Source organism: Sphingomonas kyeonggiensis (assembly GCF_014196745.1).
GTDB classification, from domain to species: Bacteria; Pseudomonadota; Alphaproteobacteria; order Sphingomonadales; family Sphingomonadaceae; genus Sphingomonas; species Sphingomonas kyeonggiensis.
The window spans coordinates 1,006,693-1,023,780 of sequence record NZ_JACIEH010000001.1; the positions used below are offsets into that span (position 1 = coordinate 1,006,693).

Annotated in this window: 18 protein-coding genes; 9 read left to right on the top strand and 9 right to left on the bottom strand. The window is 62.1% G+C overall.

All coding sequences use genetic code 11. The features are described 5' to 3' along the window. Positions 1-261: 261 nt before the first annotated feature. On the bottom strand, positions 262-1,011 hold the full coding sequence (locus GGR46_RS04890; protein ID WP_183995078.1) for an SDR family NAD(P)-dependent oxidoreductase: 750 nt from the start codon (positions 1,009-1,011) through the stop codon (positions 262-264). Between the two features lie 5 nt (positions 1,012-1,016). After that, complete coding sequence (locus GGR46_RS04895) at positions 1,017-1,430, bottom strand: DoxX family protein (protein WP_183995080.1); 414 nt, start codon at positions 1,428-1,430, stop codon at positions 1,017-1,019. A gap of 163 nt (positions 1,431-1,593) precedes the next feature. On the opposite strand from GGR46_RS04895, the gene GGR46_RS04900 reads away from it, so the two are divergent. Next, complete coding sequence (locus GGR46_RS04900) at positions 1,594-1,953, top strand: winged helix-turn-helix transcriptional regulator (protein WP_281396555.1); 360 nt, start codon at positions 1,594-1,596, stop codon at positions 1,951-1,953. Between the two features lie 114 nt (positions 1,954-2,067). On the opposite strand, the gene GGR46_RS04905 is transcribed toward GGR46_RS04900, so the two are convergent. Further along, positions 2,068-2,343, bottom strand: a complete 276-nt coding sequence (locus GGR46_RS04905) for a hypothetical protein (RefSeq protein ID WP_183995082.1) — start codon at positions 2,341-2,343, stop codon at positions 2,068-2,070. Between the two features lie 404 nt (positions 2,344-2,747). Between GGR46_RS04905 and GGR46_RS04910 the strand changes: the two genes are divergently transcribed. From GGR46_RS04910 to GGR46_RS04925, 4 genes are all read left to right on the top strand, one after another. Beyond that, on the top strand, positions 2,748-3,170 hold the full coding sequence (locus tag GGR46_RS04910; RefSeq protein ID WP_183995084.1) for a hypothetical protein: 423 nt from the start codon (positions 2,748-2,750) through the stop codon (positions 3,168-3,170). Further along, positions 3,167-4,663 carry an ImmA/IrrE family metallo-endopeptidase gene (locus tag GGR46_RS04915; protein ID WP_183995086.1) on the top strand — a complete coding sequence of 499 codons (1,497 nt, stop codon included), beginning with the start codon at positions 3,167-3,169 and terminating at the stop codon, positions 4,661-4,663. The genes GGR46_RS04910 and GGR46_RS04915 overlap by 4 nt, the downstream gene beginning before the upstream one ends. Beyond that, positions 4,664-5,269: a TetR/AcrR family transcriptional regulator gene (locus tag GGR46_RS04920; protein WP_183995088.1), complete on the top strand. Its 606-nt coding sequence runs from the start codon at positions 4,664-4,666 to the stop codon at positions 5,267-5,269. A gap of 485 nt (positions 5,270-5,754) precedes the next feature. Next, on the top strand, positions 5,755-5,970 hold the full coding sequence (locus tag GGR46_RS04925) for a hypothetical protein (RefSeq protein WP_183995090.1): 216 nt from the start codon (positions 5,755-5,757) through the stop codon (positions 5,968-5,970). A gap of 342 nt (positions 5,971-6,312) precedes the next feature. Here GGR46_RS04925 and GGR46_RS04930 read toward each other — a convergent pair whose 3' ends face one another. Then, positions 6,313-6,738 carry a GGDEF domain-containing protein gene (locus tag GGR46_RS04930; RefSeq protein WP_343058092.1) on the bottom strand — a complete coding sequence of 142 codons (426 nt, stop codon included), beginning with the start codon at positions 6,736-6,738 and terminating at the stop codon, positions 6,313-6,315. Positions 6,739-6,882: 144 nt separating this feature from the next. Then, entirely contained in the window at positions 6,883-8,079 is a 1,197-nt protein-coding gene (locus GGR46_RS04935; RefSeq protein ID WP_183995094.1) for an AlbA family DNA-binding domain-containing protein, read from the bottom strand. Positions 8,080-8,380: 301 nt separating this feature from the next. Here GGR46_RS04935 and GGR46_RS04940 point away from each other — a divergent pair, with 301 nt between their 5' ends. Then, entirely contained in the window at positions 8,381-9,397 is a 1,017-nt protein-coding gene (locus GGR46_RS04940) for an LLM class flavin-dependent oxidoreductase (protein WP_183995097.1), read from the top strand. A gap of 63 nt (positions 9,398-9,460) precedes the next feature. Here GGR46_RS04940 and GGR46_RS04945 read toward each other — a convergent pair whose 3' ends face one another. Together GGR46_RS04945 and GGR46_RS25295 are read right to left on the bottom strand one after the other, a co-directional pair. Beyond that, entirely contained in the window at positions 9,461-10,141 is a 681-nt protein-coding gene (locus GGR46_RS04945; protein WP_183995099.1) for an abortive infection family protein, read from the bottom strand. Positions 10,142-10,350: 209 nt separating this feature from the next. Then, positions 10,351-10,659, bottom strand: a complete 309-nt coding sequence (locus tag GGR46_RS25295; RefSeq protein WP_246425898.1) for an excalibur calcium-binding domain-containing protein — start codon at positions 10,657-10,659, stop codon at positions 10,351-10,353. Between the two features lie 523 nt (positions 10,660-11,182). On the opposite strand from GGR46_RS25295, the gene GGR46_RS04955 reads away from it, so the two are divergent. Both GGR46_RS04955 and GGR46_RS04960 read left to right on the top strand, forming a co-directional pair. Beyond that, positions 11,183-12,145, top strand: coding sequence for an HNH endonuclease signature motif containing protein (locus GGR46_RS04955; protein ID WP_221262555.1), 963 nt, complete (start codon positions 11,183-11,185; stop codon positions 12,143-12,145). Then, on the top strand, positions 12,142-12,780 hold the full coding sequence (locus GGR46_RS04960) for a hypothetical protein (RefSeq protein ID WP_246425899.1): 639 nt from the start codon (positions 12,142-12,144) through the stop codon (positions 12,778-12,780). The genes GGR46_RS04955 and GGR46_RS04960 overlap by 4 nt, the downstream gene beginning before the upstream one ends. Here GGR46_RS04960 and GGR46_RS04965 read toward each other — a convergent pair. Next, positions 12,755-13,381: a hypothetical protein gene (locus GGR46_RS04965; RefSeq protein ID WP_183995101.1), complete on the bottom strand. Its 627-nt coding sequence runs from the start codon at positions 13,379-13,381 to the stop codon at positions 12,755-12,757. The two genes, GGR46_RS04960 and GGR46_RS04965, sit on opposite strands and share 26 nt — an antisense overlap. Positions 13,382-13,642: 261 nt before the next feature. Here GGR46_RS04965 and GGR46_RS04970 point away from each other — a divergent pair, with 261 nt between their 5' ends. After that, positions 13,643-14,956, top strand: coding sequence for a DUF5623 domain-containing protein (locus tag GGR46_RS04970; protein ID WP_183995103.1), 1,314 nt, complete (start codon positions 13,643-13,645; stop codon positions 14,954-14,956). Positions 14,957-15,097: 141 nt separating this feature from the next. Here the strand turns inward: GGR46_RS04970 and GGR46_RS04975 are convergent, their stop codons facing one another. After that, positions 15,098-17,068, bottom strand: coding sequence for a P-loop NTPase fold protein (locus GGR46_RS04975; protein WP_183995105.1), 1,971 nt, complete (start codon positions 17,066-17,068; stop codon positions 15,098-15,100). Positions 17,069-17,088 lie beyond the last annotated feature (20 nt).

A 17,088-nucleotide genomic window follows, 5' to 3' on the forward strand; every position in this document is an offset into this window, starting at 1 on the left:
GCGCCGTATAGAGCCACGGTCTTTGGGGCTCACCTGAATCTGCTACGAGTGGGACGAAGGAGGGCCTTATGTTCGAACGAGTAGCTTCTGGCGCGACCTGCCGGTCGGCAAAGCGCCCCAATAACGGTCGTCCGTGGCGATTGCCGGGCTGCCCGAAAGCGGACGCTCATGCATGGCGGCAACGGATGTCCGTGAATGGGGTGGATTTCGGACTGGCAGCTATCGCACGGAACGCACGGCTAGCTGCCAGCCGCGTACATGCTATCGCGCGCTGTCGATCATCATCCCGCCATCGGGCGATAGGTTGTAGCCAGTGAGAAACTGCGCATCCCGGCTGGCGAGGAAGAGGACAACCGGCGCGACGTCCTCCTCCGGGTCTCCCAGTCTGCGCAGAGGCGTGTTGGGGGCCGGCACACCGGCCTCGGTCATCTCTTCATAGGTGTTGGCGACGGGCAGGACGTTGTTGACGGTAATGCCATATGCCCCCCATTCCCGCGCGGCGACGCGCGTCAATGCGCGGATTGCTTCCTTCGCCATCGCGTAGGGGCCGTACGGCACCATTCCGATGACGCCGGCCACCGACGCGAAGTTGATTATCCGCCCGGCCCCGCTCGCCTTAAGGTAGGGGAAGCAAGCCTGCATCATGCGAAGATGGGCGATCGGTCCGGTGTCGAAGTTTCGCTGCAGCTGTTCGATCGACAGATCGATGATCGGTGAACTTACCACGGACGGATCGAAAGCGTTGTTCACGAGGATATCGACGCCGCCATATTCGGCGGCGACCTGCGCCACGGCGGCTTCGATCTGCAGCCCGTTGCTGATGTCACAGGAGATACCGAGAGCGATGCCGCCAGCGGCTTCGATATCGGCGACCACCTTGGCGATGCTTTCGGCGGTGCGCGACAGAACTGCGACCTTCGCGCCTTCGGCAGCGAACAGCTTGGCGGTAGCGCGTCCGATGCCGCGGCTGGCGCCGGTAACAATCGCGACCTTTCCTTCAAGGCGACCCATGGGAGTTATCCTTTCGTGATGAGGTGATGCGCGCCGGATTGCGGCGCATAGGGGGAAGCGGCTTCACGGGCGGCGTTCTGCGTCGTGAACGAGGCCGCGAGCAGCGCGAGGCCGATGATGGCCGGGATGGCGCCCTTCGCCTTGCCGACGCCCAGATGCGCCATGCCTGACAGCAGCAGATGGTAAAGGATGCCGGCATAGGCGAGGTCGCTGAGCGGCACGCTGACACGCGACAGGATCGCCACCGGCCCCAGGATCTTCACCACCACCATGAACGGAACGAGATGCTCGGCACGATAACCGAGATCGGCCTGTGCCTGGCGCACAAAGGCTGGCTTCGACACATACAAGGCGGCTGACGACAGGTAGAGCAGCGACAATAGCGCGGTACTGATCCAGTATACGTAACTCGCAGGCATGATCCTCCTTTCCGCGGCACAGGCACGCGAAGTCGGGTCGTTGAATGACTATTGGTGGCCGGGCGTTCTCAGCGACGCCGGCTAGCTGTATAGAAGATGAGCTATTGGATGATTCGCCACAAGTAGGATGAATTATCAACCGCTAGTATGGAGAACCTGACTATTGGAAGACGGTGCGTTCACCATGCAGGATGAGATGCGCCGCGCGTTCGCGATGCTCTCGGGCAAGTGGAAACTGGAGATAATGTGGTTGCTCCACCAGCGGGTTCATCGCTTTGGCGAACTGCGCAAGGCAATCCCCGGCATCACGCAGCATATGCTCACGGCGCAACTTCGCGAGTTGGAGGCCGATGGGCTGATCTCTCGGACAGTCTTTGCCGAGGTGCCCCCGCGCGTCGAGTATGAGATGACAGCCAAGGCCCGCGGGCTAGGCCCCACAATGGAAGCGCTCGCCACTTGGTGGGCCGAACACGGTAAATCGATCCCGGCAAGGTCTGGCGGGCGCGGCCGGAAACCGCAATGAACGGCAGCTTTCAGGATACGGATCAATAAGCTCGCGCGGCTGGATTTGGGGCGTTTGCAGCCTGACCCGCTTTTGGATTGGCCGCCCCACCGCCAAACGGCCGACTATGGGTGGTTAGCTGCCATTCACCAGCTGGCATTTCGTGTATGCAAAACAGACGATCCAGCCCAAGGCCCATGCAATTGATGCGGGCACAAGGAGGAGCAATCCCCATCCAACCATTTGCGACGAGTGCCGAATGCCGGCATAAAGCGCAACGGTGGGTAACACGGCCACTGAGCCAACTGCCAGCCACGACCAAAAGCGCTTTTTGACGCTCTTCGCGACAATGCGGGCCGCGAAAAATGCAAGCAAAAAGGCGCCAATCGCGATGGCAAGCATGAGTGTCATACGCGCATTTTCTCACGAGACGCGAATGGGGGCAATTGGGGCGTGAGCTGCCCGACCGCTTTTGGATCGGTCGCCTCTGGAACGCACGGGTGGCGACGTCATCGCGTTCGAAGCACATCGCAGCGCGCAGATATGGATGTTTCTTCGGGCGGAATGTCTCGTCGATGGCAAGCTCGATCGAGGCAGGTTGAAAAGCGTGACCGACCGCGAGGTTGCGGCTGGACGGATGGCGGAGGGCGATAAGCTGCGATGCTATGCGCTGGGGGACGACAACGCATTTGGTGATGGATCGATGACACGGCACTGAATCTCAGCGCTACCGCCTTCTGGTGGGAGGACTGGTGCCGATATCGATCTACAGAGACTTGCCTACAATCGCTCTTTTAGCACAAAGCGAAAGGACCATGACCAAGGCTTGGAATCACGACGGGCCCGCATATCGCGGAAGCTCCAAGCACAAGCGCCGGCCTGGCGACGAGGTGAAGGGGACCCTGTGCCCGCAATGGTCGCACGAGACTTCCGAGAGTGGGCTTGGCACGGATATGTACGCACATAACTGGCAGGATAGCGAAGCGGCCAAAATGTTCGCACAGTCCGAACAGCATCCTGATGGTCTCCAGCGTCGGTTTGCGACGAAGAACGGAATCGCGTTCGAGGCCAAGCCGACTGCCGACGGGACTTGGCATGGCTATCCGGTGCCATGGCAATCGGTTCCTACGAGTTTGGTGCAGGCATGGAAGCGCGCTGGCAAAGTGACCTCGAAGGAGATCAGGAAATATCTGAAGGGCGAGGGCGGCATCGATTGGGCGATGGTGAGCGATCAATGAGCCAGCCAGTGTCCTTTGGCGTTCCCGAGCGCTTTCAGATCACGCTGGATTGGCTCGACGACCGGTCGCCGCTGACCTCGCGGCCACTCGGCTATGGCTTTTCGCTGGGATCATTGCGCCTGGTCGTTCGCGGTTTCCCGATAACCGCGCATACCTTCGGTGACGAGCAGCATGAAGCGGTTCGCTGGTATTTGCTCCCGGTAGCACAGTGGATCGCCGAGAATTGGGCGCATCTCTTCCATGAGGAGGATTTCCTGTGGCCAGAGCGCACTTTCGCGGCCGCAGCTACCGCGTGTAACGTCGCGCTTGAGCGTTGGCTGCCCGAGGACAATAGCAATCGCGCGGCCGTATATGACCAAGTGCGTCGCTGGTGGGAGCGCCATGCGTTGAGAGCGGGCGCTGCGGGGGGGCTCTTTCCGGACCTGTTCCTTCGCCGGCTTGGCGACGGCGTCGAGCTTTCCTGGTCGTCACGAGAAGCGGATTTTGCGCCGGAGGGCTTCAGTTTTGCGCTGGCGGCTGGCGCCGCGGTGCTGCGCGTGCAGGATGTTGCCGAGCCACTCTGGGATGCCCTTCAGTGGATCGCGGCAAACGCGGTTGCGCCGGATGACGCCGCCGCAGTCGAGATCGCAGCGTTGAAGGAGCGTGTGGCTCTCGTCCAGGCATCGACCGACAGCGAGATTCGCAGGATCTATCTTGGCGACCCTCTTGCTCAGAAGGTCGAGGCGGTTTTCGAGGATCTCGGCCGGCCCGAGCTTCTCGTTTCGAAATTCGACATCGCGGCCCCCGTTGCCGATCTGCTCGCTGCGCCGGTCGCAATGTTCGGCGGAGTCGATCCACGTCTGACGCTTAAGGACGTGCGAACGCTTTCGGGCATTCTCGTCAATCAGCTCCGTACCTATGACACGAGTGCGCTTGACGCTTTCGTGGATCGCACCGTCGGTTTCCCGCTCTCGCCCGCCCATGACGAAGGCTATGACCTGGCGGAGGCTTTGCTCGACGACTTGGAGATCGATACCAGTTCTTGGGTGGACATCGAGAGCATCGTGAAGCGGTTCGGTATCAAGCTGATATCCAGGCAACTCGATACCAGGAATATCCGAGGGGTAGCTCTGGCGGGGTCCGGCATCGTTCCTACCGTTATCATCAACAAGAATAGCCCCTTCTCGCAGAATGAAGCGGGACGGCGGTTCACCATGGCCCATGAGCTCTGTCACATCCTCTATGATCAGAGCCGCGCTCGCCGGGTCGCACAGGTTAGCGGTCCCTGGGCGCCCGGAGGGGTAGAGAAGCGCGCCAATGCATTTGCAGCGATGCTGTTGATGCCTCGCGCGCTGATAGAGCGGTACCGACGTCGTTCACAGGGTTGGTCCGGTCCCCATCTCGCCGAGATCGCCGAAGAGATGCATGTCAGCGTCAGCGCACTGATCGAGCACCTCTACAATCTTGGCTATATCGATGAGGCACAGCGCGAGGCCCTCAGAACCTCGCACTGAATGAGCTTGGGCATCGCGCTCGCGGCGCGATCCATGTTGGTGTCTTCTGATAGAAGTGCTCGTAGCCTGAAGCTGTGGTCCTCTGGTTATGGCGGGACGAGCATCGACAGGGTCGCCGAGGAGGCCGGGTTCAGCAAGGGTGCGGTCTACTCGAATTTTGGCAGCAAGCAGGACCTCTTCCTGGCGGTGATGGAGACGGAGTCCCATGCCGACCTTCCGAACCTGCTCCAACAGGTCGATCGGGCCGCGACAGTGCCCGAAGTCGTCGAAGTGCTCGCCGAATGGGCCGACGCCCGCGCGCGGGATGGAGACTGGGCACTTCTGGTGCTCGAACATATCCAGCATGCGAGGAAGGCGAAGACCTTCGGCGACCGTCAGGCGCAGCTATTCAGGGCGCACTGGAAGGCCCTGGGCGATACGCTTTGCGGGAAGATGCAGCTGGATGTCGATGCCGAGGCGCTTGGCGCGCTGATATTCGAGCTGGCTTTCGCTCCTGCAATGGGATTCACCTCCGGACCGAAATCCGGGACGTTGGTCCGGCTGGCACTGAGCGGCATTCTGGCCGGAGCCAACCCCCGGCACGATACGAAAAGTAATCCCGGATAGTTTGTTCAAGGGGCCTATGCGAGGCGGGATTGCCGGCGCTGCGCTGGTCACAATGTTGGGCAGCCAGGCCCAAGCTCAAACGCTGGCGACAGCGACGACCGACTGAGGCCGTGCCGTACGCGAGGACGCGCAGGCGCTGGACGACATCGTCGCCGGCTCACATCCTGCTCCGGTCGATACCGAGGATCGGGCTTTTCGACCCCTTCTCGGAAAGGGCTTGAAAGCAGCGTTGCGACGCGCCGTCACGACTGTGCTCTGACGAGAAGGTCGAATCGTCGATTTCGAGTTGTGAAGCGGGCATTCGATAGTTTCCATCAACCCAGCATCGGGCTCGGTTTCGCGACCGCACGGGCGTCGGCCGGGTTCCGGACGCTCGAAGGAAGCGACCGCCAGCATCTTCGGCTGCGACCGGTTCGTCGCATTCGCGGCGCGCCGGCTCTTCCATCCCGGTTCGTCGCCCCTAACTCCCGGAAAAGGAGAGAGCCATGATGCCCGGTCAAGCGACTATCGCGCCCGAGGTTGTCGCCTGTATCTCGGAGGGACGCGATCCCAGCGATGCGGAGCTGTTGCGCGTTGCCGGTCAAATCTGGACGGACATTCGCGGCGCGCGTTCCGCCTTTGCGTGGGGCGAGCTGACCGCGGATAGCTCCGAGCGCCTGCTAAGCCTGCGTGCGGCGCGTGGAGCGCTTGCCGGCGGCTGAACGAGACGTCCCGGGCGCGCTCTCTACAAGCCCGTCCGGATCGCCGCTGCATCGGATGTGGGTCTTTGTTAGCCCGGACGCGGTCTGCGCGACCGGAGGGAAGGGGGGAGTCTATGGCGTGCCGCCGGGTCGTGCGGAGAGCCGCTTCTCGAGGTGCGGTTCTGCGCATGCCGGATCTGGTGAAAAGCTGCAGCAGGCTCCGCCCCAACGGGAAGAAAGGCGAGGCCCACCATCCGCCGCCGCGTTCTTCACGCGGCCGCCCCGGCTTCCGCCCGGCGGTACACCCTGGCGGCGTCTCTCACGCGACTCTTTGCTGGCGCGCCACACCGAGCGCAGGGGCTCTCAATACACCGCAGCCCGGCTAGGCATCATCAAAATGCTCCGAGGTCCGCCGGCCGCGAACTTCGACCTCGCATCGCCATGATCGTCCTCGATTCGATCATTTTCCGCCGCGCTGGAGACGCGATCCCTGCCATCGACTTTCGCGCGATAGCAGGCGCCATCCGCCCGGCGCATAAGATCGACAAGGCTTTCGCCAAGCCGCCATTCGGCAATGCCCCCGCTTACGGTGGCGCGTGCGATCGACGCATCCAGCTGGACGGGAAAAGCGATCCGAAGGGCCTCCGCCTTGAGCCAAGCCATCTGACCGGACGTATCCGGAAGCAGCATTGCGAACTCCTCGCCGCCGATGTGAGCAACAACAGCCGCTTGAGGGGCCGATCCGCGCGATCCGGCCGAACGGCCGCTGGGGAAGCCACCGCGGGAAATCTATATTCCGGATCTCCGCCTCGGATCGGGCATCATCCCAGGTCAGCCGACCAAGGGCATCAAGATCAAGCCACGCGATTTCCGCTGACGGATACGCCGGGATGATCGTCTGAACATCCCGCGATTAACGAAGCCCGTCTCGATTCATCGATGCGAACCCATACGCCGACCCGCAGGACGGTCTGACCCATATAGCAGCCACAATCCTCTCGCGAACGACATCAACGATTCCTCCGTGGCTTCCTCGATCGAGACTTCGCCCAGGGTCGCCGTCTTTCGCCACGAGAGAACCGTCCGCGCATTTTCGTCGATCGCAAGTCTGGTTCCGCCGAGCCCTTTCACGGTTACGAAGACCACCCACGGGCCCTCGCGACCGAGTGTTCGCAGTTTGGCGATGCCAGCGGCAGTCATGCCGAGTATCCCCTGTTCGAATGCCTCCGGAGACACAATGCCAGCATGTTTCGACTGGCGGGATCGCTTCGCCTTGATCCCGTCTACGGCGCTCTCCGGCCTCGTGCCGATGGTCCATCCGATATCGAAATAGCCGCCCCAATGATTGAGGACATAAGAGCTCACGATGGTTGAGAACATGTCGTCGCCCTTGCCGTCGCGAAGCTCGGAATGCGCCAGAAGGCCCTCCAGGCTTGGTATGAAATCATATCCCTGGGAACGAAACGGCACGAGGGCGTTCCCTCGCGTGATCGGCAAATCCATCTGCTCGCGGAAATATCCACGCGGCACGAGCGTGAGGATGCATCGCGGCGCGCGCTCGATACGAAAGGGCATGTCGAGACCTCGGGACCTGGCGATAGCGAGCCGGTGGAGCTTGCGGAGGCGAGGGAAAAGCTGCTCGCCCGCCGTGAAGGCGTCCCGCAATTCTCCGACATCCATCTCGTGTTTCCCCGAGCCGTTGCGAACGAAGTAATTCCGGTGCGTACCCACGCGAACGGCATGCGGGGCCACGAGGCTCGCACTCACGCGAAAATGGATGACGAACCGGTCATCCGCGACCGGAATGAAGCGAAGCTGATATTTTGAAAGTCGCGGCTCGGTTCGATCGCGGATCATGTTTTCCAGTTCCAGCCGCTTGGCGTCGAGATTCGCAATCTCGACGCCGAGCACCGAATTGGCGACGCCTTCCTTGGATTGGCCGACGCCAATCAGAAAATCGCCACCCTGGTCATTCGCTAGCGCTGCCAAGTCCCGCACCAGCTCAACCTGTGCTTCGGTCTTGTTGGCGACTTCTCGTTTGAATTCGAGCGTACGGCTCTCGATCGCTTTCGAGGCGACAAGGGCCAAAAGATCAGCCTCTTCGATCAGGTCGAACTGCTTGTTGATCATGATCTCGAACGATCCTTGGTTTCTAGTCGGCGCTGATCCTCTTAGCTGTCTTCCCAGAGTCCGATAAATGCCTGCGAACGTCGCCGCGCGTTGTTGCTAAGTCGGACCTCTAGGACAGGCCAGCGCTCCGCGTTCGACCCGGTGGAACGACGGCCCGGGAGCGCTTGCTCTCGCTGGAAACCTTCCGTTTCCAATCTGCAGACCAGCTCGCCGATGCGCTGCGGTCCCTGGCAGCCTATCTCCCCGAGAGAATAGCTTCGCAGCCTATGGTAGCGATCAGCCTTGAACCTCGGGATGTCGCATGAAAAAGATCGGGTTTCTTTCCTTCGGCCATTGGTCGCCCGCGCAGCAATCTGCGGTCCGGTCGGCTTCCGACGTCCTTCTGCAGTCGATCGATCTTGCCGTCGCGGCTGAGGAGCTCGGCGCCGACGGTGCCTATTTCCGCGTCCATCATTTCGCCCAGCAGCTCGCATCGCCTTTTCCGCTCCTCTCCGCGATCGGCGCCAAGACCAGCCGGATCGAGATCGGCACCGGCGTGATCGATATGCGCTACGAAAACCCCTTCTACATGGCCGAGGACGCCGGCGCGGCCGACCTGATCAGCACCGGTCGCCTGCAGCTCGGCATCAGCCGTGGTTCGCCCGAGCAGGTGATCGAGGGCTGGCGCTATTTCGGCTATGCGCCGGGAGAGGGCGAGACCGACGCCGATATGGGCCGGCGCCATGCCGAGGTGTTCCTCGACCTCCTGAAGGGCGAGGGCTTCGCGACCCCAAACCCGCGTCCGATGTTCCGCAATCCGCCGGGCCTGTTGCGGCTCGAGCCGCATTCTCCAGGCTTGCGTGAGCGCATCTGGTGGGGTTCGGCTTCAAATGCGACCGCGCTCTGGGCGGCCAAACAGGGAATGAACCTGCAGAGCTCGACCCTGAAGGCCGACGAGAGCGGTGAGCCCTTCCATGTGCAGCAGGCCAAGCAGATCCGCCTCTATCGCGAAGCATGGAAGGAGGCAGGTCATGCGCGCGAGCCGCGCGTGTCCGTGTCCCGTTCGATCTTCGCGCTGATGAACGACCGCGATCGCGCCTATTTCGGCCGGACCGACTCCAGCGACCAGATCGGCGATATCGATAATATGCGCGCCGTGTTCGGACGCTCCTATGCGGCCGAGCCCGAGCGACTGATCGAGGAGCTACGTGCCGATGAGGCGATCGCCGAGGCGGATACGCTGTTGCTGACCGTCCCGAACCAGCTTGGGGTCGACTATAACGCCCATGTCATCGACTCCATCCTGACGCACGTCGCACCGGCGCTTGGCTGGCGCTGAACGGGCCGGGTCGATTCCTGTGGAAACTCGGCGGGCTCTAGAGAGGGAGCCTGCCCTGGAACGCTATTGCTTCGGGGCCTTCGCCTCCGCCGTCTCGGCTAGGAAGAGCGCAACGGCGCCGGCGAGATTCACCGCCAGATGCGCGTGGCGAGGCGCGATCTTGACCGGTCTCCTTCCACGCCCATGTGCATCGCCGACCCGGTTCCGGATTGCGCCAATGCTCTCGACCACGGTCGTGCAACCGCCGAGCAATCGCTTGAAAACATCTTCGGTGTGCTGTGACGGCGCCAGGTTGAGCTGTTCCGCGGTTGCGCGGTAGAGCTTGGGAAGGTCATCGCCGGGCGTGTAGAGCGGGGTCCCGCCTTCCGCCAGGCCATCGAGGATATGCATGCAGACGCTTTCCAGCAGCGTTCGCGCTGCGGTTACCGCGCCCTCGGGATCACTCGCACAGCGCGCGAGCGCTTTCGCCCAGATGCGATGGACTTCCCCTTCCTGCAGATTGCGCAGCGCGTCCGTGATGGCCTCCGCACCCGGCGCGGCGGCTCGCTCGAGATATTCGAGGAGTGGGGCGAACACTTCCCGAATATGCGCCCGCCGCTCAGCATAGGTGCTGAACTCCATCTTGATGTGCTGCCAGAAGTCGTCGGTGGTCTGACAGGTGCGCAGAAACCTTGGCAGCATTTGCACAACTTCGGCGTCCGCGATCAATTCGCCGCGAACCACTCTGTAGACGTCCGCGTCCATGCTCCCGTCGGTCGCGTGGCTGAGCAAGCCTGCGCGAAGCGCGAGAACTCTCTCATATCGGTCGACCGGAAGCGCGGCGACCGCCTCGCCTGTCGTGTTTTCCCAATCTGGCCATTTACTGGACACCGGCGAGATCCTCCGGCCAGCGATCTAGACTATCGGCGGTACTTCATAAAGTCGGCACCCCGACCGACGGCGGACCTCTCGGGTCAGAACCGGACGGGCTCGCAAGCCACACCATCCCCATCTCCGTCCATCTCTGGCCGATAGCCGGGCGAGCCGCGCGAGATCGGTGCGACGCCTGCTGCGCGTGCCGCGTTGCAATTGGAGTAATATGCTGAGCGCTCGATCGCCGCTTCGCGGTCGCGCATCGTGGTCGAGCCAATAAGCGCCTGCTCGATCCCTGGCGCGAAATTATACACCAGGATGCCGGTCAGGAGCGCGGTCGCAGCTACCCATTCGCCGAACGATGTCGGCCGCCGACGATGCCTGCGACGAGGAGCAGCGCGCTGGATCATTGGGCGCAGCCTGAAGCTGATCAGTTGGGAAATTCCTAACGTACCCGGAGATGCCGATCAGCGCGCCTTGCCGATCGCGTCCGCGCTCCAGCCGTCGCCCATTGCGCGATAGAGCGCGATCCTTGGATTGAGGGTATCGGCTTTAGCGAGGATCGATCCGCCGAAGCTTCACAGCGTGATCGGGTCCGGAGTGATCAGGTTGGAATGCCGCGCCCGCCGTTCCCGTCACGCGCGGAAGGAAATTCTTGCGAGCGGCTGCCAGCGGAGCACCCGAGGCGGTCAGCTCGAGTTCGGCCTGCGCGATATCGGGGCGACGGCGGAGCAGCCTCGGAAGGCGCCCATGCGCGGGTGCGATGGCCACGCTGCCTATCTTCGAGGGCAGCGTTGTCTGAGCGTTGGGTGCGCCCAAACGACAATGGGTTCACACGTTCGGGTGATTTCGCACCGTTTGATAGAGAGCGATCGCATGCGAGGCTATATTTCGCCGCGGCCGAGCCGGGGCGAGGGAAGGGATTGGGCCACAATGGCAACACGACGATTTCGCACCGAGGAGAGCATCGCCGCGGAGCGAGGCACCCGACAGCGCGTCGAGCCATTGCTGGAGCGTCATGGCATTGAAGTCACCGGGCGCCGGCTGATCGAGCGCGGCACCGCAGTCACCCAGGTGATTGAGGCCCGCCTCGATGCACTGCCAATCCGAATGCATGTGCGTCTTTGCTGGCGGCGAGACGGCAGAAATCCACGCGAACAACTCTATTCCGCCGCCCAGCTCAAGGCGCGGCTCGACCAGGGTGGGTGGGAGCAGACGCTTGCCAATGTAATGAACCGACATGTCCGCGAAGGGCATAGCCATCTCCTGCTGGTGCAGGACAGCAAGGAGGGGTTCGCCTTGGCGGCGCTGGTCCCGAGCAAGGCGCTAGGGGCGATATGGGAACGGCAGCGGAGCATCAGCGCCGATCTGATGGCGCGCGGGCTGAGCGGGACCCTTGTGCAAAACCATGCCACCAATGGCGCAAGTCCAACGCTCTGGCTGCAAGATGATCGATTTCGTGAAACGGGGGCGGTCGCGCGCGCGCTCTGGGACTGGCCGGGCGTCATCAATGTGCTGAAACTACCGCGCGTGCCGAGCATCGAGCGAGACACGGACACGCTCGATGACCTTGTCGGCCAGGAGGATCCCGGACGCGATGCGGCTGAGCGCCGGCCACAGCTTCGCTCAGGCTATCCGCGCAACCCAAAAGTCCGCGCCCTGGTGATCGAACGGTCGGGCGGGCAATGCGAGAGTCCAGGGTGCGGCGAAGGTCGAAGCTATCCCGGCTTCCTGGACGTACATCACATCCTGGGCGTGGACGTAAGCGACCGGCCATGGACCTGCGTTGCCCTGTGCCCAAATTGTCATAGGGAGGCGCATTTTGCGCCAGAGAAAGAAGCCATCAATGCGAGCCTGGCCGCGTTCGCGGTGCGATTTGGAGCTATCGGGCAATGACCATGAAGCATCTGGAGGAGCGGTGGTTTCGGACGGATGAGGCGAGCGATGTCGCGGGGTCCGTCCGCCATGCGATCCGCAGTGCCCCCCTTGTCCAGCAAGACCCACAGGCGATAAAATGGCTGATGCTCGCATTGCACTCGGCGCTGCAAGGTGCGTGTGTCTGCCATCTGACGACGACGGCGCAGCCATTCGGCGCGCTTGCAAAAAAGAGCGCGGACGAATGGTGGCGCTACCTCAATGGCGGCAACCGCGAACCCGATGCCAAGCAGCCGGCGATACAAATCATGGCCCTTCCTGATCTCCTCAAGGCAATCCGCAAGCCGAACAGCATCGGCAGTGGAGCGCAAGAGCCGGGGATCGTCCTCAGCGATGTCGAGCTGGCCTGGCTTCGCCGGCTTCACGACCAGATTCGAAATCAGTTCATCCATTTCGCGCCAATGGGCTGGTCGATCGAGATCTCCGGCGTCCCCGAGTTTGGGTCGCTGGTGGGCCGCATCATCGTCGCCATGCTCGACGGCGGATGGGCATTTCGCCGCCTCGAGCGGGACGAAGCGATCTCGCTGCGACACGATGCCGAGCATCTCCGGACGCCCGAGTGGCTGACCGTTACTTCAACAACCCCTGACAAATGACCGAAGCAGGGAGGATCGCATCCCGGACGCAGGCAAATTTCTCCCGCTCATCATAGATGCGCTCCCGCAGCCTTCTCGCCGAGCGGGTGTCCTTTACGATCACCGCATGGATCGTCTTCGGCAGGCGGAAGCTGCCCTTGCACCGCCATTCCCGCTCATGGACCCAGTTGATCCAGCCATCCTGGCTGCGCTCCAGCCGCACGACCCGCCAGAGTTCGTCGCGCGGGATGCCCAGCGTCCGGGTTTCGTCGTTGGACAAATGGAGCACAGGTCGGAGTCCTTTCTTATAGCCATGCTCCTTGGTCACGATGATGCCGAAAGGCTCATAGCGCGGATCGTCCGGGTTGGTGTTCTCCGGCGTCAGAACATATTTGAGCGACGCGAACGGAACGTCCATGAAGCAGGCCGCGCCATTCGGTCCCTTGATGAATCCCTTTTTGGTGTCGCTCGCGTCGACACGCCTTGTCTGCAAGATGCTGACGAGATTGTCATAAGCCGAATATTCATCGTCGCGCTTCGTGTTCTTCGTCAGGTGAATGAGATAAGGTGAAAGGTCCGGCCGCTTGTTGAAGGGCAGGTCATCGAGCGTGGGTAGATACATTGGGCCTCGCGGTTTGTCTTGAGCAGCTTGCATCCAGACCATGCTCCTCATCCGGTCCACTTATCCACTGAAATCCAGCTGGCGGCGATTGCGTCGCGAACGGGCAGCAACTAGAAAAAGACCAGCTCTTGGCAGGAGCGCGGCACCCGCCGTTCCGAAGCTGTTGACAGCACTGTCCCGAACTCAAAAGGCCTTTCAACAAGCGTTCAGGCTTGAGAGGCGGTTGGCGGGTGACGCTCGATACAGGCCCGGAGAACGTCTATGTTGAATGGTGGAGTCCGTCCCTCGACGATCGAGGGGGTCAAGCGCCTCGCGAATCAGCTCAAGAAGTCGCAAGGGATCAAGCATTCTCGAGCACTCGATCTCGCCGCACAGGCCGCCGATTGCCAGAACTACCGGCACGCCCAGCACGAGCTTCCGGCACGATCGACGCAGCCGGCCGGACACGCGATCTTCGTCACAGTCTATTGGCAGGATCGCGAGAACTGGGACGTCGGCCGCGAAACTCTAAAGCTGGATTTCGACAGGCCGATGCTCGAAATGTTCAGCACGGCCGATCTTCGACACGCACCGGGATTCAAGGGGATGCGCGCCGTTGCCGCTGATCATGTCGTTGCTGACCACCTGGCGATATCGCGAGATCATGCCCGCCGCCGCATCTGTGTCGCGGCAAGGACGCTTCGCTTCATGGAGCATAGCGGCCTGCGACCCTATGTCGGTCGGCACAAGCTGCATCCGGGCGGCGAGAAGGTAAGCGAGTTGCCCGACACCGATCATGCGACTGATTGGTATGATCCAGCCTCAGGGCAGTTCGTTCTCATCGACGAACCCTATGGCGACAAGCCGGACGACGAGGCCCGGGCCGAATGGGCGCGCAGGGAGAATTGGCACCTGCGCAAATCGAGTTGGCCAGGTCGATACAATCCCTTTGCCTGCGAGCTTTATGTCGCGACGGACGCCGTCAACGGGTTTGCGATCGACGCCCTCATGGGAAAGATCGATGCAATGCCGGATCCCGTCCTCGAGCGCGATTGGACCGGCGATTCCGCAGCCTCGCACGCGCTGTTCCTCAGTCCTGGCGCCACCAGTCCGCAGGATCGGCGACGCGCGCGAGCCAGAGGTATCGTTGTCCCGCGCAGCACCGGGACTACCGCGCCCTATGGCGCGACAATCGGCGGCCAGCGGAGGCGGCCGAACGCGGTTATGAGGCTATCCGACCATGTCGAGATCGGCCGCATCCTGAAGGCGGCGATGCGCTTCGGGAAGCTTCCTTTCCAGGCCTATCAACGCCTCAACCTCCTACGTTCGGCGCTGGAAGACTGGCTCGGAGAAGAACTGGAGTATCGCCGATCCAATGATTTCGACGTCGTCGATGTCTATTATGGGCATGACGAGCTCGACGCTCTTGCGGTGCGCGTTGGGTCGCCGGAGGGACTGGCGCAGTTGCTGAGCGAGGTACACGGCAAGCTCAAGGCAGCCTATCCGGATTGCGCTCCACTGCGTCGCGAGCTTCGCAAAATCGATGTGGCGGTCGATTACATCGTCCGCGCAGATCCCCGCGTGGTGAAGCCCTGACGGTTAAGGCTTGGGGGCGCGGCGGCTTCCGCCGTTTCCCCCGGCCATATTCCCCTTGGCCAGTGAATGATATTCTGGGCCAGGCTACTGTTTCCGTCCTTCAATTGCGGGCACGCCGGCCGCATTTTGCTGGCTTGCGCCTTACGGCTTCTTTCTGATCCTTGGCTTTTTCACCACTGCTTTGGCGGCAGGGACTGCCTTGGCGGAAGCCGTCGGAGCCTTTTTCACGGAGGGGCGCTTAGTCGACTTGGCCGCCGCAGCCGCGGGGGAAGGCGGTGCCGACGGAGTTGCCCAGCCCTTTATGGGCTCGAACCAATGGGCGAGGCGGAGTTCGCCGAACCGCTTGTACGGCGCCGGGAGGGATGTCACGCGCCCAGCGAGCTCGGCATGTAGGTTGAGGACCCATGGCTTCTCGGAATCGAGCGACTTTGCGCTCTGCGCCCGCTCGTATCGCTCCTTCAGGGCCGCCAGAAGCCGGTCGTTGAGCTTTCCGTCTTGCAACAGCAGGTCGGCGATTTCGCCGATCGCGACATGATGGAGGATTGCGATCCCTCCATAATTGCCCTCTTCGGGACCCCATTCATAGAGCATCGCGCCGCCCTCGGGATCGGCCTTGAGCCGGTCCACCAACACAGGCGCTTCTCGCTTGGTTTGCCGGTCCAGCGCGCGCCCGACTGCAGCGGCGACGAGCCCTCGGATTTCCTGAAACGCGGCGCTGTCACTTTCATTGTAGATGAGCCCGGCATAGCCGTCGCTGCCGAAGCCGAACAGATTGGTCGCTGCGATCAGCGTGTCCGCCTTCTCGACATCGTCCAGATAGGCCGTGAAGAAATCCTTCGGGGCAACGCCGCCGAGCAGATCGTCTCCATAGCCAAGCAGGCGCAGCGAGCTTCCGACGGCGTGGAGTAGCTGCCCCGGGTGTATCAATTCGCGGTCTGCGAGCTGCTTCGCATAGAGGTCGCGAACTTTCCGATATTCGGTCTCGCCCATATCATACCAGCTCCACATGGCACGCCATGCGGGTACCTGTTCGCGCCCAACCACCAGCGGGTGCTGATTGAGGTGCGCATCGACGGATACAAGATCGACGGTGCCGCTCGCGAACAGCTCGGCCAGCAACTCCGGCGGCACGACAGGATCGCCCCAGCTTACCAGCGGGTAGCGAGACCTGAACAGGCTCCCGCGCTGCCGGCCTGTGCTTTCCTCGGTTTTGCTGAGCCTGCCACGAAGCACGATGTCGGAGGTCAGCGTCCGGAGCCCTTCAACATCGATCCCGTCGCTGCGAAATTCAACGCCCACTGCGAGCATGTAGAGCAACAGGGCCTTCATTGCCGGCTCGCTCGCCTTGAGCTTGGGATCCGCGAGACTCGCGATCCGATCAAAATCGGAAAGGATCGCGCGAAGACTGCGAAAATTCGGCCTTCCCGCGGCGAGGAACGTCGCGAGCGCCTGCTCGCGATGCATAGCGATCGTGTCCCGAGCCTCTTTCCCGCTGAGCGCAGCAGCAAAGGCATCCAGGACCGTCGCGGGGTCAGACCCGACGCGGATCGTTTTGCCGATCAGCTTCTCTTTGCGTCGGCGATATTCCTTTGCTTCGTCGGTGTTGATATTCTCCTCGTCGGCGACGACGACGACCTTGACCTTGTCCTGTTCGACAAAGCGGTTGAGGAATCCCATCACCTCGACGGGCGGCAGCGGGCAGCGCTCGAAGTCGTCGAACACGAGCACTCGGTCCTGAAGATCCAGAACCATATCCTGGAGCAGCTTGGCGTTCTCGGTCGGGTCGAGCGAGCCGCCGAAAAAGGATGCTGCGCGCGACCCCAGAAGGTTGACGGCACGCACGGCTTTGCCGCCGAGCACTGGATGCGCCTTGGCGAAGATCTGGCTCATGATGTCGTCGAGTTCGCGCACGCCGAACAGCGTCACGCGGATCGCTTCCTTGGCTTTTTTGTCAGTCCGTAGCGCCTTGGCATGCCGGTCAGCGAAATACTGGTCGAGAAAGAAGCTCTTTCCCGACCCCCAGGGTCCTTCGAGCATGACCGCAAAATCAGGATTCCCCGGCTTGTCGAGATAATAGTCGAGATAGTCGCGGGCTGCAGCATCGGTGGTCATCGGGTACTTTCGAACTGCCT

What these genes read in the sequence shown, in the direction of transcription:
- GGR46_RS04945 (WP_183995099.1), bottom strand. Translation starts at nt 10,141, where the DNA reads ATGGACGCGGACGTCTACAGAGTGGTTCGCGGCGAATTGATCGCGGAC.
- GGR46_RS04940 (WP_183995097.1), top strand. Translation starts at nt 8,381, where the DNA reads ATGAAAAAGATCGGGTTTCTTTCCTTCGGCCATTGGTCGCCCGCGCAG.
- GGR46_RS04895 (WP_183995080.1), bottom strand. Translation starts at nt 1,430, where the DNA reads ATGCCTGCGAGTTACGTATACTGGATCAGTACCGCGCTATTGTCGCTG.
- GGR46_RS04965 (WP_183995101.1), bottom strand. Translation starts at nt 13,381, where the DNA reads ATGTATCTACCCACGCTCGATGACCTGCCCTTCAACAAGCGGCCGGAC.
- GGR46_RS04910 (WP_183995084.1), top strand. Translation starts at nt 2,748, where the DNA reads ATGACCAAGGCTTGGAATCACGACGGGCCCGCATATCGCGGAAGCTCC.
- GGR46_RS04935 (WP_183995094.1), bottom strand. Translation starts at nt 8,079, where the DNA reads ATGATCAACAAGCAGTTCGACCTGATCGAAGAGGCTGATCTTTTGGCC.
- GGR46_RS04955 (WP_221262555.1), top strand. Translation starts at nt 11,183, where the DNA reads ATGGCAACACGACGATTTCGCACCGAGGAGAGCATCGCCGCGGAGCGA.
- GGR46_RS04915 (WP_183995086.1), top strand. Translation starts at nt 3,167, where the DNA reads ATGAGCCAGCCAGTGTCCTTTGGCGTTCCCGAGCGCTTTCAGATCACG.
- GGR46_RS04890 (WP_183995078.1), bottom strand. Translation starts at nt 1,011, where the DNA reads ATGGGTCGCCTTGAAGGAAAGGTCGCGATTGTTACCGGCGCCAGCCGC.
- GGR46_RS04925 (WP_183995090.1), top strand. Translation starts at nt 5,755, where the DNA reads ATGATGCCCGGTCAAGCGACTATCGCGCCCGAGGTTGTCGCCTGTATC.
- GGR46_RS04920 (WP_183995088.1), top strand. Translation starts at nt 4,664, where the DNA reads ATGAGCTTGGGCATCGCGCTCGCGGCGCGATCCATGTTGGTGTCTTCT.
- GGR46_RS25295 (WP_246425898.1), bottom strand. Translation starts at nt 10,659, where the DNA reads ATGATCCAGCGCGCTGCTCCTCGTCGCAGGCATCGTCGGCGGCCGACA.
- GGR46_RS04960 (WP_246425899.1), top strand. Translation starts at nt 12,142, where the DNA reads ATGACCATGAAGCATCTGGAGGAGCGGTGGTTTCGGACGGATGAGGCG.
- GGR46_RS04905 (WP_183995082.1), bottom strand. Translation starts at nt 2,343, where the DNA reads ATGACACTCATGCTTGCCATCGCGATTGGCGCCTTTTTGCTTGCATTT.
- GGR46_RS04970 (WP_183995103.1), top strand. Translation starts at nt 13,643, where the DNA reads ATGTTGAATGGTGGAGTCCGTCCCTCGACGATCGAGGGGGTCAAGCGC.
- GGR46_RS04975 (WP_183995105.1), bottom strand. Translation starts at nt 17,068, where the DNA reads ATGACCACCGATGCTGCAGCCCGCGACTATCTCGACTATTATCTCGAC.